Origin of the sequence: Azonexus sp. IMCC34839 (assembly GCF_047047955.1) — a bacterium.
Lineage (GTDB): Bacteria > Pseudomonadota > Gammaproteobacteria > Burkholderiales > Rhodocyclaceae > Azonexus.
Genome location: NZ_CP150631.1, coordinates 1295218 through 1313596 on the forward strand (window position 1 = coordinate 1295218; position 18379 = coordinate 1313596).

Consider the following 18379-nt stretch of genomic DNA (forward strand, 5'->3'; position numbering starts at 1 on the left):
CGGCGACTGAACAAGACCATGATCTCCATCATTTCAACCACGCTTGCCGATATCATGACCCGCGATATCGTCAGCATCTTGCCTGACGTGAGTTTGCTCCAGGCAGCGGAAATCATGGCGGAGCGCCGCATCTCCAGCCTGCTGGTCAATCACGCCGGAACCCCCAGCGGCATCGTCACCGAACACAACCTGCTGCGGGCAGTGAACAGCGAACTCGATCCGGCGACGCCGGTCCAGTCGATCATGTCTTCACCGCTGATCACGGCCCATTACAACTCGACCATCTTCGAAGCCAGCAAACTGGCCGAAGAACGCGGCATACGACACCTCGTGGTCGTTGACGACAATGGACAGGTTGTCGGCATGGCCAGCGACACCGATTTCCGCATGCACCTCGGCACAGCGGTCTTCCGCCACCTGCGGACCCTCGATGGCGTCATGGAGCGGCGCATTCCGCATCTGCCGCCCGAGGCCTCGCTGGCCGACGCCATTACCCGCATGGTGGACAACCGTCTCGACTACGTGATGGTTAGCGAAGATGACAAACCGGTCGGCATCGTCACCGAACGGGATATCCCGCGTCTGGTCAAGCATGGGCGGCGACCGCAGGATATTGTCCTCAGCGATATCATGAGCAAGCCGGTACGCAGTATCCCCTCGCTCTCTTCGGTGACCAATGCCTTGGAAGCGATGGCCGAACTGCATCTGCGCCACATGGCTGTCACCGATGAAAACGGATGCATCGTTGGCGTCGTCAGCCAGCGGCGGCTGTTCGAACGCATGGCGCTCGAACAATTCGAGACCGCCTTGTACAAGGCCCAACAGGAGCACGAGCAACGTCGCCAGCAGACGCACATGCAGCTGGCGCTGGATGCCGCCCGTGCCGGCACCTGGGAGTACCGCCACGATATCGACCGCCGGCAGATGAGCGACAGCCTGCTCACCCTCCTCGGCTACACGCTATCGGACGCGCCCTACACGCGCGACCAATGGAAGGCGCTGGTCCATCCGGAAGACCTGCCGCAACTGAAAGCTGCGGTGGACGGCCTGAAATTGCAGAAAAACGAGGTTGCCCGGGTCGAGTACCGCGTACGCCACCGCGATGGTCATTGGCTGTGGGTCGAAGATCGTGGCTGCGTCATCGAGCGTGGCGACAACGGACGCCCGATCACCAGCGCCGGCATTCTCACCGATATCACACAACGCCATGTCGAACGGGCAGCACTGGATGCCGAACGCAGCCGACTGCAAACGCTGCTCCGCACCTTGCCGGACATGGTTTGGCTGAAAAGCCCGAATGGGCAGTTTTTGGAATGCAATCCGCTCGCTGCCGAACTTCTGGGAAAACCCAGAGAGGAAGTCATCGGCCGAAACTTTCGCGACCTGGCACCGAAGGAGCTGGTCGCTCGCATGAACGAGACCGATAGTCAGGCGGTCGAGCAAAACACGACCTTGCGTTACGAGCATGAGTTGTTTTTCCCGGATGGCCGTCGCGAGTTGCACGAGGTTTCGAAGACGCCCGTCTATGCCAACGACGGCCGCCTGATCGGCATCCTGGGCATCGCCCACAATATTGCCGAAAAAGAGAACAACCGCCAGCAGATTGCCCGCCAGAACCGCGCCCTGCGCATGATGAGCGGTATTGCCCAGGCACTGGTGCGACGCACCGACGAAGCCGCGATGTTGTCGGAAATCTGCACCATCATCGTCGAGGTCGGCGGCTACCGCATGGCCTGGGTCGGCGAAGCCGGCAACGACCCCGAAAAGCGCGTGACGCCCCTGGCCTATTCCGGCCACGAAGACGGCTATCTCGATGAACTCAACATCACCTGGGGCGACCCGGTTGATGCCCAGGGAGCAGCCGGCCGCGCCATCCGCACCGGTATCCCGGTCATTGTCCAGGACCTGGCCACCGAGTCCACTTTCGCCCGCTGGCACGCCGCCGCTGCTTTTCGCGGCTATCAGTCAGTGGTCTCGCTGCCGTTGCGCAGCGATCGCCAGATCTTCGGCACCTTGAGCATCTACGCCGCCGAAAAGAATGTCTTCGACGACGAGGAAATGACGCTACTGACCGGCGTCGCCAGTGAATTGGGCCTGGGCATGAGCATGCAACGCTCGCGCCAGGCCCTGGCCCGCAGCGAAGCCAGCCTGCGCCAGAGCGAAGCCGCCCTGCGCGAAGCCCAGAGCATCGCCCACCTTGGCAGCTGGACCATGGACATGGTGCAGGATCGTCTCGCCTGCAGCGATGAAATATTGCGCATCTTCGCCTTGCCCGCCGGCAGCACCCCCAAGCGCAACGATCTGCTAGCCAACGTTCACCCGCAGGACCGCTCGCGCATCGACGCTGAATGGACGGCTGCCCAAGGCGGCCAGGCTTACGATACCGAGTTCCGCCTGCAGCTTGGAACCCGGGTCCGCTGGGTGCGCGAACGCGCCCATATCCGCTTCGACCCCTTCGGCTACCCGGTTTTCGCCGTTGGTACCGTACAGGACGTGACCGAGCGCCATGAGGCAGAGGAACAATTGCGCAAGCTCTCGCTGGCCATCGAGCAGAGCCCGCACAGTATCGTCATCACCAACACCGACGCCAAAATCGAGTACGTCAACGAAGCTTTCGTCCGCAATACCGGCTATAGCCGTGACGATGTGATCGGCAACAATCCGAAAGTGCTGCACTCCGGGCTGACCCCGACGGAGAACTATGCCGAACTCTGGGCGACGCTCGGCAAAGGCGAAGTCTGGCACGGCGAGTTCATCAACCAGCGCAAGGACGGTTCGACTTACGAAGAGTTCGCCATCATCTCGCCGGTGCGCCAGCCGGACGGACGCATCACCCACTACCTGGCGATCAAGGAAGACGTCAGCGAGAAAAAACGCAACCAGGCCGAACTCGAGCGCTACCGCCAGCATCTCGAAGCGCTGGTCGCCGAACGCACCAACCAGCTCGAGCAAGCCAAGGAAATCGCCGAATCAGCCAACCAGGCGAAGAGCGCCTTCCTGGCCAACATGAGCCACGAAATCCGCACGCCGCTCAACGCCATCATCGGCCTCAGCCACCTGGCCTTGCGCCAGGCCCGGGAACCCGACCAGCAAGCCCGGCTGAACAAGGTCAACGATGCTGCGCACCACCTGCTCTCCATCATCAACGACGTACTCGACATTTCGAAGATCGAGGCCGGCAAACTGGAGTTGGAAGACACCGATTTCTCGATGCGGCACGTCTTCAGCACCGCCCTCGGCTTGATCGGCGAGCGCGCCAAAGCCAAGCAACTAAAGCTGCTCGAAGATATCGACCCGCAACTCCCCTCCCGACTGCGCGGCGACCCCTTGCGCATCCAGCAGATACTGGTCAACTTCCTGTCGAATGCCATCAAGTTCACTGAACGCGGCTCGGTAACCATCAGCGCCCGCCTCATTTCCCGCGACGACCAACACTTGCAGGTCCGCTGCGCCGTCACGGACACCGGCATTGGCATCGCCGAAGAAATGAAAGCCCGCCTGTTCCAGCCTTTCGAGCAAGCCGACAGTTCGACCACCCGACGTTATGGTGGCACCGGCCTCGGCCTGGCGATCAGCCGTCGTCTGGCCGAAGCCATGCAGGGCAACATCGGCGTCGACAGCGAGCCCGGCCAGGGCAGCACTTTCTGGTTCATCGTTCCGCTCGATGCCTCGCGGAGTGCCGGCGACAGCAATCTGGCCAAGACTGACCAAACCACCGTCCGCCAAATCAGCGCCCACGTTCTGCTGGCCGAGGACAATGCCGTCAACGCCGAAGTCGCGACCGAGTTGCTGCATTCGGCCGGCGTTCGCGTAGACCATGCCCGCGATGGCCTGGAAGCCGTCCAATTTGCCCGCCAGCGTCTCTACGACCTGGTCCTGATGGACATGCAGATGCCCGGCATGGACGGACTGGAAGCCACAAAAACCATTCGCGCCCTGCCCGGCTGGACGGCCATTCCCATTCTGGCCATGACCGCCAACGCGTTCGATGACGACCGAGATGCCTGTCTCGCTGCCGGCATGAACGACCACGTTGCCAAGCCCGTTACGCCGGAGCGCCTGTTCGAGGCCTTGGGACGCTGGTTGCCGAAACCGCTGGCGGGGACCTCTGAGTCAAGCCCCCCGCCGGCGCCTGCCGGCACCCACGGATTGGCCGAAATTGCCGGACTGGATAGCGAGTTCGGACTGCAGACCGTACGCGGCAAGGTGGAAACCTACAAACGCTTGCTCGGCAAGTTTGCCGAAAATCATTTCGATGACTTCGCGCGCATTCGCACCTGCCTGAGCAATGGTGAGCACGAGGAAGCGCGCCGCCTGGCCCATTCGCTGAAAGGCGCAGCGGCAACACTGGGGGCCGTGGTGGTGCAAAAGTCCGCAGCAGCGCTGGAGGCAGCGATCCGAGAAGAGCAGGATGCTGACAATATCTCGGTCTTGATCGAGCGCACATCGACCGACTACGGAACCCTCAGCCGACAGTTGCAAAGCCTCCTAGCTAACGCTGAGGTCATCGCTGGGCCGACCGCTACCAGTATCGATTACGGCGCCGTCTTGGAGAAAATCGAGAAGGAACTGCGCGAGGGCGACATCAGCGTCCAGGAAAGCGTACGCCAGAACGCGGCCAGCCTGCGTCAGGCCCTGGGCGACCGCTACACGCTGTTCGAACGCTTCGTTTCAGCTTTTGCCTTCGAGGAGGCACTCGCGCTGCTCAGCCAGAAATCCGGCTGAACCAGCCGACCTGGATCAGGTGCTTGCCGGCCTACGCTGCGCCAGCCAATCGACAACCCCCAGGCCCGCCGCACGCCCCAGGGCGATACAAGCGGTCAGCAGGTAGCCGCCGGTCGGCGCTTCCCAATCCAGCATTTCGCCGGCACAAAAGAGGCCCGGCAGTTGCCTGACCATCAGGCGCTCGTCGAGCGCCTCGAAAACCAGCCCGCCGGCCGAACTGATTGCCTCGTCCAGCGGCCGCGTGGCGCGCACCGGCAGCGGCAAGGCTTTGATCGCCGCCGCCAGCGCCGTGGGCGATGCCAGTTGTTCGGCAGAACACAGATCACGCAACAAGCCAGCCTTGACGCCCTCGATACCGGCCCGCCGACGCAGGTGGTTGGCCAAGGAATCGCGCCCGCGCGGTTTCGCCAGGTCTTCGCTCAAACGCTCCAGGCTGCGCCCCGGCGCCAGGTCCAGCGTCAGCGCGGCGAAGCCATCACGGGCCAGCGCGTCGCGCAAGGGTGCCGACAGCGCATAGATCAGTCCGCCCTCGATACCGTATTCGGTGACATTGAATTCGCCCTGCTGTTGCCGGCCGGCGATACTCGCCACGACCGGCTTGACCGGCTCACCAGCAAAACGCTGGCGGAAAAGCGCGCTCCATTCGACATCGAAACCGCAATTGGCTGGCTGCAAGGGGGAAACCTCGACACCACGGGCGGCCAATAAGGGCACCCAGGCACCGTCCGAACCCAGACTGGCCCAGCTGCCGCCACCCAGCGCCAGAACCACCGCCTCGACCTCAACCGCCACTTCGCCCGCCGGCGTGGCAAAACGCAAGGCACCTTGCGCATTCCACCCCAGCCAGCGGTGCCGCACATGGAACTGCACGCCCTGACCGCGCAGGCGGTGCAACCAGGCGCGCAGTAGCGGCGCAGCCTTCATTTCGGTCGGGAATACGCGGCCCGAAGTGCCGACGAAGGTATCGATCCCCAGTTCGTGAATCCAGCGCCGCAGCTGATCCGGCCCGAAGGCGTCGAGCAAGGGTTTCAGGCGCGGCGCCTGCTCGCCGTAGCGCTCGACAAATCTGGCATAGGGCTCGGCATGGGTGATGTTCATGCCGCCCTTGCCAGCCATCAGGAACTTGCGGCCGACCGAGGGCATGGCATCAAAAATTGCCGTTTTTGCCCCGTGCACCGCAGCAATCTGCTCGGCGGCCATCAAGCCGGCCGGACCGCCCCCGATGATCGCGATGAGGCCCATCAGCTCTCGGCGGAATCTGCCGCGGCGACCGAGAGCAGACCTTCCGGCATCTCTTCTTCGTCGAGCGGCACGACAGTGACCGCCACCTCGGGCTCGGCGCCGCCGCCGCCGAGGATGATGCCGCGCAACGGCGAGATGTCGGAGAAATCCCGCCCGAAAGAGAGGGTGATGTGCTCGGTATCGGGTAGCAGGTTGTTGGTCGGATCGAAATCGATCCAGTCGTTTCCGCTGCCCGGCGAATAGACCGATACCCAGGCATGTGACGCATCGGCACCGATCAGGCGCGGCTTGCCGGGTGGCGGCCGGGTCAACAGGTAGCCGCTGACATAGCGTGCGGCGACGCCCATGGCACGCAAGCAGGCGATCATCAGGTGGGCGAAGTCCTGGCAAACGCCGCGCTTCTTTTCCAAGACTTCGAGCACCGGCGTCGACACCGTGGTCGCCTCAGGATCGAATTCGAATTCGTCGAAAATCTTGGCCATCAAGGCCTGCGCACAGAGCAGCAGGGGACGACCGGGCGGGAAGCAATCGGCCGCGTAATTGGCTAGCTCGTGCTTGACCCGCACGTGAGGGCTTTCGAACAGGTAGCGCGTCGCCTCGAGGTCTTCCGGAGTCGGTGCCGAAGCATCGTAGGCCAGACGCTGGCGCACTTCCTCCCAGGGCAGGGAATCCTCCAGATGCTCCGGCCGGTGCGGCGTGATCGAAATGTTCATGGTCGAACGAATGATCAGTTCGTCGTGCGGCGCATGGAAGGAAACCCAAGTGACTGGATTGCCGAAGGCATCGCGGCCATCGCGCCGCCAGGTCGGCGTCGGCTCGATATCGACGCATTGCTCCTCGATCTGCTGCCAGTCGAGGATACGCGGCGACAGGTGCAGCTGCTGCTGCGACAGGGAAACGCTGCTGCCGTAGTCGTAGCGCGTCTCGTGATAAACGTGATAGCGGACGGGCTGCATGATCGTCACAAGGCCATCGTTTGCCGGCTGACGTCGCCGACGTGGGTGAAATAGCGCATGGCCAGCCAGTCCGACAACTGGCAGGCGGCCGCAGCCAGCGCATCGAGGCGTTTGGCCAGCTCCTCGCAGCCGGCGCACTTGAAGCACTCGCTGAATTGCGCATGCTCAAGCATGGCGAGATCGTAGCCTTGCAGGTGATCGATCGCCTTGGCCAGTTGACCGTCGTAATCCGCCCCCAGCTCACGCACCATGCGATCCAGATAGCGGCTGAGGTTGATCGCCTGGAAGATCACGCCGTGCGGGTTGCTGTCGTCGAAGACCAGCAGGTCGACGACCGGCAACAATTCCGGCAGGCGCGAGTAGCGCGAACGGTAGGTGATGATCGAATCGGCCAATTCAAGCAGCCACTCCAGACAGCCCGGACCGCGCGCCGACTCCAGGCGCAGGAAGGTGGCCAGCGCTTCGGTCAGAAAAGCCAGACGTTCGATGCGACGGCCGATGATCAGGAAGCGCCAACCATCGTCACGCGTCATGTTGTCCATGGCGAAGCCGGTCAGCGATGACGACACGCCGAGCACCCGGTCGAGGAAGGCGATGGCTTCGGTCAGCGCCGGGTGCTTGCTCTGCGCCGCCTGCTGGTCGCGCTGCAGGCGATTGAGCGAATGCCAGTGATCGAGCGACAGGCGCTCGCGCACATGCGTGGCCGACCACATCAGGCTGCGGATATTGCCGGCCAGGCTGCCCGGCTGTGCCGGATCGTAGATCGCCCGGAGCAGGACGTGCTCGCCGCCCTCGGCAACCGTTTCATCCTCTTCCGGCTTGGGCAGGATACCGAGAAGCTCGGCCAATTCCATGGCCGAAGCGATCGCCAGCGTCTTCTCGCCAGCCCCTTCGACCAGACGGCTCAGGGCAACGCGCAACATGCGCGCACTGTTGTCGAAGCGCTCCGAGTAACGCCCAAGCCAGAACAGGTTCTCGACCACACGCGACGACAGGTTGGCGCCCGAGCGCACCAGATCGCGCACGCCGATCGACGGCTTCAGCATGGTGAATTCGCTGACCGGCCCTTCGGTCAGCACCCAGGTATCCTTCGATGCGCCGCCGCGCTGCATCGAGATGATGCGCGTGTTGGCACCGGTGGCCACGCGGGCCAGACCGCCCGGCATCACCGAATAGCCGCCGTCGGCATTGGCCACGGCATAGGCCCGCAAGCCGACCGGACGAGCGATCAGACGGCGCTCGTGCGCGCGGCTCCAGGTCGGCGCCTGCGACAACTGCACCATTTCCTGCGCCACATAGGCATGCGGCCGCGCCTCGATGCGGCGCAGCATCTCGGCCCGCGCCTCGCCTTCCAGCTCATGACCGAACACCGGGTCCATGCGTTGCGTCGGGTAAGCCGGCTTGATGACCAGTTCGTCGAAATGCTCGCGCACATACTCGAGCGCCGGCTTTTCGCCGCACCACCAGGTGGCGACCGAGGGCATCAGCAGGCGCTCGCCGAGCAGGAACTCGCAAATCGCCGGCAGGAAGCCCATCAAGGCCCCAGAGGCCAGCAGGCCGCTACCCAGTGCATTGGAGACGACCACGCGGCCCGAACGCACGACGTTGAGCAGGCCGGGAATGCCCAGCGCCGAATCGCCCCGTAATTCGAGCGGATCGCAGTAGTCGTCGTCCTGGCGGCGCAGCACGACATGCACCCGCTTCAGGCCGCGCAGGGTCTTCAGGTAGAGCGTGTCACCACGTACCGTCAGGTCCTGCCCCTCGACCAGCGGATAGCCGAGGTAGCGTGCCAGGTAGGCGTGTTCGAAGTAGGTTTCGTTATACGGTCCCGGCGTCAGCAACACGATGTGCGGCGGTTCGTTGCCATCGAGCGGCGCCAGCGCTGCCAGACCGTCCATCAGGTCGCGGAAAAAGTCGGCCAGATGCTGCACATGCAGGTCACCGAACATTTCCGGGAAGACGCGCGAAACGACCAGCCGGTTTTCCAGAGCGTAACCCGCACCGGAAGGGGCCTGAGTCCGGTCGGCGATGACCCACCAGCGCCCGTTCGGCGAACGGGCCAGATCGACCGCGTAGTGGTGCAACCAGACGCCGCCCGGCGGCTTGACGCCGTGGCACGGCCACAGATAGCCGTGCTGGCCATAGACGAGCGCTGGCGGCAGCAGGCCTTCGGCCAACAGGCGTTGCTCGCCGTAAAGATCGGCCAGCATGGCATTGAGCAGTGCGGCACGCTGGGCGACGGCAGCCGACACCTCGGCCCATTCGTCCGGCGGGATGATCAGCGGCAGCGGATCGAGCGCCCACGGCCGGTCCGCCCCATTCGGATCGGCATAGACGTTGTAGGTGACGCCGTTTTCCTGAATGCGACGGTCGACGAATTCGAGGCGGCGATGCATCTCCTCCGGCGCAATGGCGTCGAGGTGGGAGAAGAATTGCTGCCAATGCGAACGCACGTTACCGTCCGCCGACAACATTTCGTCGTAACGGCGTGCGCTGTGAGGATAAATGGCGAGAAGGGTACGTGCCATGCCGACTTAAAGAACGCAGAAAGGCCCGAAGGCCCTGCCAAGGCGACCCGAAGGTCGCCTTCCGCGCGAATTCCGACTCAAAAACGTCGCAAGTCTAGCGTAAACGGGTGCTCCGCGCTGACTTCCGGCGCCTTGGCGACCACTTTACCCGGCGTGTGTCCGAAGCGGAAGAAGCGCGCCAGACGACGGCTTTCGGCCTCGAAGGCATTGACCGGCAAGACATCGAAATTCCGTCCGCCAGGATGCGCCACATGGTACTGACAGCCGCCCAGCGAACGCTGCATCCAGGTATCGACGATATCGAACACCAGCGGTGCGTGCACACCGATGGTCGGATGCAGGCAGGATGCCGGCTGCCACGCACGATAGCGCACACCGGCGACGAACTCGCCGTTGGTCCCGGTGTTTTGCAGCGGTACCGCGACGCCATTACAGGTCAGGACGTAGCGATCCGGGGCCATGCCCTTGACCTTGACCTGCACCCGCTCGACCGAGGAATCGACGTAGCGCACGGTGCCACCAACCGCTCCTTCCTCACCCATGACATGCCAGGGCTCCAGCGCATGGCGCAATTCGAACTCGATGCCCTTGACGGCGAAATCACCGTATTTCGGGAAGCGGAACTCGAAGTGCGGAGCAAACCACTCCTGCTTGAAGGCGTAGCCGGCCTCGTTCATCTCCTGCATCACGTCGCGGAAATCCTGCTCGACGAAGAAAGGCAGCATGAAGCGGTCGTGCAGCTCGGTACCCCAGCGCGCCAGACGCGAGGTCTCGTAGGGGGTTTCCCAAAAACGGGCGATCAGCGCACGCAGCAGCAGTTGCTGGGCCAGCGACATGCGCGCGTGCGGCGGCATTTCGAAGGCGCGCAATTCGAGCAGGCCGAGGCGACCGGTCGGGCCATCGGGCGAGTAGAGCTTGTCGATGCAGAACTCGGCGCGGTGCGTGTTGCCGGTGACGTCGATCAGCAGGTTGCGCAGCACGCGGTCGATCAGCCAGGGCGGAATGTAGCCGCCGGGTTGCGGAATCTGCTTGAAGGCGATTTCCATCTCGTACAGCGAGTCGTTGCGCGCTTCATCCACACGCGGCGCCTGGCTGGTCGGGCCGATGAAGAGGCCGGAGAACAGGTACGACAGGCTAGGATGATTGTGCCAGTAGGCGACCAGGCTCTTCAGCAGATCCGGCCGGCGCAGGAAGGGCGAATCGTTCGGCGTCGCCCCGCCCAACACGAAGTGGTTGCCGCCGCCGGTGCCGGTATGGCGGCCATCGAGCATGAATTTCTCGGTGGTCAGGCGGGAATAATGCGCCGCTTCATAGAGATGCGTGGTCTGCTCGACCAACTGATCCCAGTTGCGCGCCGGGTGGATGTTCACCTCGATCACACCAGGATCGGGCGTCACGCGGAAATGCGTCAGGCGCGGGTCTGAGGGCGGCTCGTAGCCTTCCAAAACCACCGGCATTTGCAGCTCTTCTGCGGTGCACTCGACGGCAGCGACAATTTCCAGATAGTCGTCGAGCGACTGGGTGGGCGGCATGAAGACATAGAGGCGGCCTTCGCGCGGCTCGACGCACATGGCGAGGCGGGTGATCCAGGCGGCAGACTCCTTGAAGCCTGGCACGGTATCGCTCGGCTTCTCCCAGGGATGCTTGCCCTGCCCGTTCACCCCATGGGCGGAAGCCGGCACGCGCATCTGATGCGCCACCCGGCTGTCGCCGCCCACGCGGCCGCGCAGCGCGGAGTACGCGGCCAGCGGTTCGGTCGCCATTTCGGCATCGGGCGGATTGACGTAGGGGTAATCGCTTTGCGCCGTCCACGGCTGCGAATCGAGCGGCAGGCGGTAGCCCATGGCCGAATCGCCGGGGATCAGGTAGCAACGCTCGCTGCGCAGGAACCACGGCCCGGTTTGCCACTGGTTCCAGACATTCTTCATGATCGGTAGCGTATAGCCGACGGTGTGGCTCAGCCCCTGCGTGAACACCTTCATCAGGCGCTCGCGTTCGAGCGGATCATCCACGCGCGAATCGAAGGGATCGACGTTGCCCGGCAGCCGGCGCTCGCGCCACAAGTAGTAATACACGTCCTCGAAAGCCGGGAAGACGTATTTCGACTCCAGCCCCAGGCGCTCGGCCACACGCTTCAGGAAGCGCTCGGCATGCTCGGCCGTCGCGCCGTAGTCCTGGCGCTCGCTGGCGTAAAGCTCAGGGGCATTCCAGATCGGCTCTCCATCCTTGCGCCAGAAGCAGTTCAACGACCAGCGCGGCAATTGCTCGCCGGGATACCACTTGCCCTGGCCAAAGTGCATCAAGCCATTCGGCGCGTACTTGTCGCGCAGGCGATGGAAAAGATCGGCCGCCAGCAGGCGCTTGGTCGGACCGAGCGCCGCGGTATTCCATTCAGCGCCATCCTGATCGTCGAGCGACACGAAAGTGGGCTCGCCGCCTTGCGTCAGGCGCACATCCATGTGCATCAGCTTGGCGTCGATGTCGTGGCCCAGCCCTTCGATCTCGATCCACTGCTCTTCGCTGTAGGGCTTGGTGACGCGCGGCGCTTCCCAGATGCGGGTCACCTGCATGTGATGCTCGAATGCGGTTTCACATTCGTCGATGGCACCAGTCACCGGCGCCGCCGAACCCGGCTCCGGGGTACAGGCGAGCGGAATATGCCCTTCGCCGGCAAACAGGCCGGAAGTCGGATCGAGGCCGACCCAGCCGGCCCCCGGCAGATAGACCTCGGCCCAGGCATGCAGGTCGGTGAAATCGGCTTCCGGACCGGAAGGGCCATCGAGCGATTTGACGTCGGCCGTCAGCTGGATCAGGTAACCTGAGACGAAACGCGCCGCCAGCCCCAGATGGCGCAGCAACTGCACCAACAGCCATGCCGAATCGCGGCAGGAACCTGAACGTTTCTCCAGCGTCTCCTCCGGTGTCTGCACACCGGGCTCCATGCGGATGGTGTAGCTGATGTCCTTCTGCAACTGGGCATTCAACGCGACCAGAAAATCGACGCTACGCTTTTTTTCTCTGGAGATGCCGGCGAGGTATTTGTCGAACAATGGGCCGTAATTCACCTTATACAGATAAGGCGTCAGTTCATGGCGCTGCCAGGCCTCGTACTCCAAGGGGAAATGCTCGGCGTGCGGCTCAAGGAAGAAATCGAAGGGGTTGATGACCGACATCTCGGCCACCAGATCGATCTCGAAGCGGAATTCCTTGGTCTTTTCCGGGAAAACCAGACGGGCCAGGTAGTTACCCTGCGGATCCTGCTGCCAGTTGATAAAGTGTTTTTCCGGCCCGATTTTCAGCGAGTATGACAGGATGCGCGTGCGCGAGTGCGGGCACGGCCGCAGGCGTATCACCTGTGGCCCGAGGTTGATCAGGCGGTCGTAGCTGTAATGGGTGACGTGGTTCAGTGCGACATGGATGGACACAAGCTTGCTCCGCTAGGAATGGTTAGCGGCCTAAAAGCAAAACGCGAACCAGCCAACCGAGAGTCGATATTTCAATGACTTAGAGGCTGCCATAAATCAATGAATGGCTGATGACGGCGCTCTCTGCACCATCCTGGGGCAACGGACTCGGGTCGGGGCCAGCGAGGGATTTTCAATTTTTTGCCAAATTGCCTTGTGCACCGCACCAATTCAATTCATCCGCGGCATCGCTTGCACCATGCGGGTTCTCGCCGGCCAGAGCACTCAGCCCGGCAAAAATACCAGCCTGTTGATTTTTAAGGAAAACCAATCCTTCTCAAGATACCGGCATGAATTTCGCTCAACAGGCAGCAAAAACCCCAAGTCGTTTGTTGGACCTATAAGGAGAAATCGTGTCGATGGATAAGCAAATGGAAATGGCGCAATTGATGGCCCGCTTCAAGTTGCAGGTCAAACGCACCCTGAGCGAGACGGTCGATCTTGACCGCCTGACCCGAGATGCGGAATACGCACGGCAGCGCCTGGCCGAAATCGAAGAGGCGGCGCTGGACGAAGAACTGCTGGTCATGGTCCTGCGTCTTCGCGACCATCTGCTGCCCGTTACCCCCGTCGCCCCTGTTGTCGCCCCGCCGCCCCCTCCCCAGGTCGAGCCCCCGCCGAAGGAAACGCGCAGTTACCTGATGGGCGCCCGTGCTTGGTGATGCGCTCCAGCTAAACGAAAAGGCCCGCCAGATCGGCGGGCCTTTTTCCTGGCTTGCTCAAGCCGCTTCGACCATGGGCACCAGGAAATCGCGACTGATGCCATCGCCGATCAGGTAAATGCGATCCATGAAGTCGGTCAGCCACTCGTGCAGGCCATGCTCCAGAATGTCGTCGATCCGGCCGTAGCGCAGTTGCGCCCGCAGCAGGCCGGCCAGACGCGCCGTTTCGCCAGACAGGCTGTTGGCGACGAGGTCGAGGTTCTTGACCACGCCGTTCATGCAGAACAGAAGCGAACGCGGCATGTCGCCGCGCAGGATCAGCAGCTCAGCCACCCGTTCCGGGGTAATCACGTCGCGGTAAGCCTTGCGATAGACCTCGAAGGCTGACACCGAACGCAGCAGTGCGCCCCACTGATAGAAATCGGTAGCCCCCTCCTCACCGCCATGGTCGAGGCCGTGGTATTTCACGTCGAGGATGCGCGCCGTGTTGTCCGCACGTTCCAGCAGCGTTCCCAAGCGAATGAAGTGGTAGGCCTCGTCCTGCAGCAAGGTGCCGACGGTAACGCCACGCGACAGATGCGAGCGCGTTTTCACCCACTCGAAATAGTCGGCGATACCTCCGGCCATCAACTGATCAAAACTCCGGCCGCGCGCCTCCAGCCAGGTGTAGTTGATCGTTTCCCACATCTCGGTGGTCAGTGTGCCGCGCACGGCATGGGCGTTTTCCCGCGCCAGGCGCAGGCAGCTGTAGATGGACGAAAAGTTGTCTGAGTCGCAGACCATGAACTTCAGGACATTCTCGCCATTCACCACCGGGTACTTGGCGGCAAACGCGTCTTCCAGGCTATTCAGGGTAATGATCGCATTCCAGCTCTGGTTGGCCTTCTCTTCCGACTGCGGAACGAGCGACATCTGGTAGGTCACATCCATCAAGCGGGCGAGGTTCTCCGCCCGCTCCATGTAGCGGGACATCCAGAACAGGTGATCGGCGGTACGTGAAAGCATGTTCTATCTCTCCCTAATCAGTCTTCGAGGACCCAGGTATCCTTGGTGCCACCGCCCTGCGACGAATTCACCACCAGCGACCCCTTGGTCAGCGCCACGCGGGTCAGCCCGCCCGGCACCATATTGATGCACTCGCCAGAAGACAGTACGAAGGGACGCAGATCGAGATGGCGCGGCGCAATGCCTTCCTCGACAAAGGTCGGGCAGTTGGACAGGGCCAACGTCGGCTGGGCGATGTAGCCGTCCGGCTTGGCGATCAGCAACTGGCGGAAATGCTCGATCTGCTCCTTGGTCGAGGCCGGCCCGACCAGCATGCCGTAGCCACCAGCGCCATGCACTTCCTTGACCACCAGTTCCGGCAGGTGGTCGAGCACGTACTGCAAGTCGTCCGGCTTGCGGCACATATAGGTCGGCACGTTGTTCAGCTTTGGCTCCTCGCCGAGGTAGAACTTGATCATGTCCGGCACGTAGGGATAAATCGACTTGTCATCTGCCACGCCAGTACCGATGGCGTTGGCCAGCGTCACGTTACCGGCCTGGTAGGCCTTCAGGATGCCCGGCACGCCGAGCGCAGAATCGGCGCGGAAGACCAGCGGATCGATGAAGTCGTCGTCGATACGGCGATAGATGACATCGACGCGTTGCGGACCTTGCGTCGTCCGCATGTAGACCACCTCATCCTTGACGAAAAGGTCGCGCCCCTCGACCAGTTCAACGCCCATTTGCTGGGCGAGGAAAGTGTGTTCGAAGTAGGCGCTGTTGTAGGCACCCGGCGTCAGCACGACGACGGTGGGATTTGTCACCCCCTTCGGCGCCACCGCCCGTAGCTTCTCCAACAGCATGTCCGGGTAATGCTGGACCGGCGCCACCTTGTGCTTGGCGAACAGTTCCGGGAAGAGACGCATCATCATTTTGCGGTCTTCCAGCATGTAGGAGACGCCCGACGGCACGCGCAGGTTGTCTTCCAGCACGTAGAACTCTCCGGCCCCGGCGCGCACAATGTCGACCCCGGTGATGTGCGCATAGATGCGCCCCGGCACATCGACGCCCTGCATGACCGGCCGGTACTGGGCATTGTTCAGAACCTGCTCGGCGGGAATGATGCCTGCCTTGAGAATCTCCTGGTCGTGATAGACGTCCCACAGGAACATGTTGAGCGCCTTGACCCGCTGGCGCAGCCCGGACTGCAGGGCTTTCCATTCGGCAGAGGGAATAACGCGGGGAATGATGTCGAAGGGAATCAGCCGTTCCTTCCCGGCTTCTTCACCGTAAACCGCGAAGGTGATCCCCACCCGATGGAAAGCCAGGTCGGCTTCCGCTCGCTTGCGCTCGATACGTTCCGGCGGTGTCGCCTTGAGCCAGTCTTCGTAACCCTTGTAATGCGCCCGGACGCCACCGTTGGCGTCGTACATCTCGTTATAGAAGTTCATTTTTTGGACTCGTCGCTGAGAATGCTCTCACCTGCGATTCAGCAGGTTCCATGCCAACCTATAAACCTACTCCCGGACGGGTTTTCAGCGCTTAACCCAGGTCAGACACGCACCACGTAAGTGCAGAACGCTCAAATTGGGGCATAAAAAAACCGCCGGACTGGCCGGCGGTTCGTTTCGGTGCAAAAGCTAGGATTAGACGCGTTCGAAGATGACCGCGATACCCTGACCGCCACCGATACACATGGTGACCAAGCAGTACTTGCCGCCGATACGGTTCATTTCGTAGATCGCCTTGGTGGCGATGAAAGCACCGGAACAACCGACCGGGTGGCCGAGGGCGATGGCGCCGCCGTTCGGGTTGGTCTTGGCCGGGTCGAGACCGAGCACCTTGGAGACGGTCAGCGCCTGCGCGGCAAAGGCTTCGTTCGACTCAATGACATCCATCTGATCCAGGGTCAGACCGGCCTTCTTCAGGGCCAGCTTGGTGGCCGGGATCGGGCCTTCGCCCATCACATCGTTCGGCACGCCGGCAACGGCGTAGGAGACCATGCGAGCGATCGGAGTCTGACCGGCGGCGGCAGCCTTGGCGGCATCGGCCAGGACGAAGAAGGCGGCGGCATCGTTGATACCGGACGCGTTACCGGCGGTAACGGTACCGTCCTTCTTGAAGGCCGGCTTCATCTTGGCCAGCGACTCCATGGTCGTGCCACGCTTCAGGTGCTCGTCGGTATCGAAAACGACTTCGCCCTTCTTGGTCTGCTTGACGATCGGCACGATCTGCGACTTGAAGTAGCCAGCATCGATGGCGGCGGCGGCGCGACGCTGCGACTCGACGGCGAAGGCATCCTGGTCTTCGCGGCTGAAACCATGCTTGGTCGCCAGATTTTCGGCGGTGATACCCATGTGGCCAACGCCGAACGGGTCGGTCAGCACGGCAACCATGGCATCGATCGCCTTGGTGTCACCCATGCGGGCGCCGGAACGCAGGGCCGGCATCAGGTAGGCCACCTTGGACATGACTTCGACGCCACCGCCGATACCGTAGTCGGCATCGCCCAGCAGGATGTTCTGGGCGGTGGTGACGATGGCCTGCAGGCCGGAGGCGCACAGACGGGAAACCTGCATGGCGACGGAGTCCATCGGCAGGCCAGCCTGGATCGAAGCAACGCGGGAAACGTAAGCGTAGCGGGAATCCACCGGCATGGTCGTACCGACGGTAACGTAGTTGATCTGTTGCGGATCGACGTTGGAACGCGCGATCGCTTCCTTCATCACGATCCCGCCCAGATCACACGGATCCATGTCGGCCAGGGAACCGCCAAAGGCGCCAACGGCGGAACGAACTGCGCTCAGAACGACAACTTCTCTGCTCATGTGAAAAACCTCCACTTAGAAATTATTCAGCCCACCAGGCTGGCGAGCCCCAATAAAAAGAGCAACAACATCCACAATACCGTCGCACGCCAGACGAGGCCAACGGCACTTTGCATGAAATCGACATCGGCTTCGTCTCCCAAGCCCAATTCGGCCCGATCCGACAGCTCTCCGTCATCGACAACCGGATTACCCAACCTGACTCCCAGCGCTCCGGCACCGCTGGCAATGACTATGCCCATTTCCTTGTCCGGCCAGTTCGCCGGCTGTGTACGCCAGCAATAAGCAGCGTCCTCAAAATCGCCGACCACGGCAAACGCGGAAGCGGTCGCGCGCAAGGGCAACCAGTCGATGATACTGAAAATCCATTTCGGGAATTGTGAAAATTCGTTCGCCTCACCCGTCGGCAGCGCCCAGCGCTCACGCACGATGGCTGACAGACGATACAGCAAAGCACCGCAAGGCCCCGGCAGCAGCACGAACCAGAGCACTACGGCAAAGACATGGCGATGCGAAGCGGCCAAAGCCCCTTCGATCGACAGCCGAGCGATGTCGCTGGAATTCAAGCCCTGGGTCGAACGCCCTTGCCATTCCCCCAGCAATTGTCGGGCTCGGTCGAGATCGCCCAGGCGCAAGGCGAGCTGGATTTCCGTGTAATGGTGGCTGAACTGCCGGAAACCCATGGTCAGGTACAGGACGACGACATTCAACGCCCAGCCGAACAGGGGATTCAGGGCATACAACAGGGCATACAGCGCGCCAAGTAGCACGACCGGCAGGCCGACCACCAATAGCCAGCCAAGCAGACCATGGCGCCAGGCGCCGGCATTGACTCGGGATTCGATGTAGTCGGCCCAGGCCCCAATCGGCTCGGCCACGACACGACGATAATCGAGCGGTCGAATCTGCTCGATCAGGAATACTGCAATTAGCGAGATAAGGCTCATGTTGGGCCGACTATGCCGCGCTCGGCTTATTTTCTTGTGCTAA

At 62.3% G+C, this 18379-nt stretch carries 11 protein-coding genes; 3 read left to right on the forward strand and 8 right to left on the reverse strand.

The window, feature by feature from the left end; genetic code table 11:
* The first annotated feature begins 18 nt into the window (after nucleotides 1-18).
* A complete protein-coding gene (locus WIF35_RS06465; RefSeq protein WP_412480743.1) occupies nucleotides 19-4725 on the forward strand; it encodes a PAS domain S-box protein in 4707 nt (1568 codons plus the stop codon).
* 15 nt (nucleotides 4726-4740) lie between these two features.
* On the opposite strand, the gene WIF35_RS06470 is transcribed toward WIF35_RS06465, so the two are convergent.
* From WIF35_RS06470 to WIF35_RS06485, 4 genes are all read right to left on the reverse strand, one after another.
* The gene (locus tag WIF35_RS06470; RefSeq protein WP_412480744.1) at nucleotides 4741-5967 is read right to left on the reverse strand and encodes a TIGR03862 family flavoprotein; all 1227 of its coding nucleotides are present in this window, start codon (nucleotides 5965-5967) and stop codon (nucleotides 4741-4743) included.
* Nucleotides 5967-6923, reverse strand: coding sequence for a transglutaminase family protein (locus WIF35_RS06475; RefSeq protein WP_412480745.1), 957 nt, complete (start codon nucleotides 6921-6923; stop codon nucleotides 5967-5969). The genes WIF35_RS06470 and WIF35_RS06475 overlap by 1 nt, the downstream gene beginning before the upstream one ends.
* Nucleotides 6924-6928: 5 nt before the next feature.
* Entirely contained in the window at nucleotides 6929-9451 is a 2523-nt protein-coding gene (locus WIF35_RS06480; protein ID WP_412480746.1) for a circularly permuted type 2 ATP-grasp protein, read from the reverse strand.
* 77 nt (nucleotides 9452-9528) lie between these two features.
* Entirely contained in the window at nucleotides 9529-12876 is a 3348-nt protein-coding gene (locus WIF35_RS06485) for a DUF2126 domain-containing protein (RefSeq protein ID WP_412480747.1), read from the reverse strand.
* Nucleotides 12877-12979: 103 nt separating this feature from the next.
* Here WIF35_RS06485 and WIF35_RS06490 point away from each other — a divergent pair, with 103 nt between their 5' ends.
* Together WIF35_RS06490 and WIF35_RS06495 are read left to right on the forward strand one after the other, a co-directional pair.
* Nucleotides 12980-13282 (forward strand): hypothetical protein, encoded by a 303-nt coding sequence (locus tag WIF35_RS06490; protein WP_412480748.1) that lies wholly within the window; start codon nucleotides 12980-12982, stop codon nucleotides 13280-13282.
* Nucleotides 13275-13577: a hypothetical protein gene (locus WIF35_RS06495; RefSeq protein ID WP_412480749.1), complete on the forward strand. Its 303-nt coding sequence runs from the start codon at nucleotides 13275-13277 to the stop codon at nucleotides 13575-13577. The genes WIF35_RS06490 and WIF35_RS06495 overlap by 8 nt, the downstream gene beginning before the upstream one ends.
* 57 nt (nucleotides 13578-13634) lie before the next feature.
* Here the strand turns inward: WIF35_RS06495 and WIF35_RS06500 are convergent, their stop codons facing one another.
* The 4 genes from WIF35_RS06500 to WIF35_RS06515 form a co-directional block, all read right to left on the reverse strand.
* Nucleotides 13635-14582, reverse strand: coding sequence for an alpha-E domain-containing protein (locus WIF35_RS06500; RefSeq protein ID WP_412480750.1), 948 nt, complete (start codon nucleotides 14580-14582; stop codon nucleotides 13635-13637).
* A 17-nt stretch (nucleotides 14583-14599) separates the two neighbouring features.
* The gene (locus WIF35_RS06505) at nucleotides 14600-16012 is read right to left on the reverse strand and encodes a circularly permuted type 2 ATP-grasp protein (RefSeq protein WP_412480751.1); all 1413 of its coding nucleotides are present in this window, start codon (nucleotides 16010-16012) and stop codon (nucleotides 14600-14602) included.
* A 195-nt stretch (nucleotides 16013-16207) separates the two neighbouring features.
* On the reverse strand, nucleotides 16208-17389 hold the full coding sequence (locus WIF35_RS06510) for an acetyl-CoA C-acyltransferase family protein (protein WP_412480752.1): 1182 nt from the start codon (nucleotides 17387-17389) through the stop codon (nucleotides 16208-16210).
* Nucleotides 17390-17415: 26 nt separating this feature from the next.
* A complete protein-coding gene (locus tag WIF35_RS06515) occupies nucleotides 17416-18336 on the reverse strand; it encodes a CobD/CbiB family protein (RefSeq protein WP_412480753.1) in 921 nt (306 codons plus the stop codon).
* Nucleotides 18337-18379 lie beyond the last annotated feature (43 nt).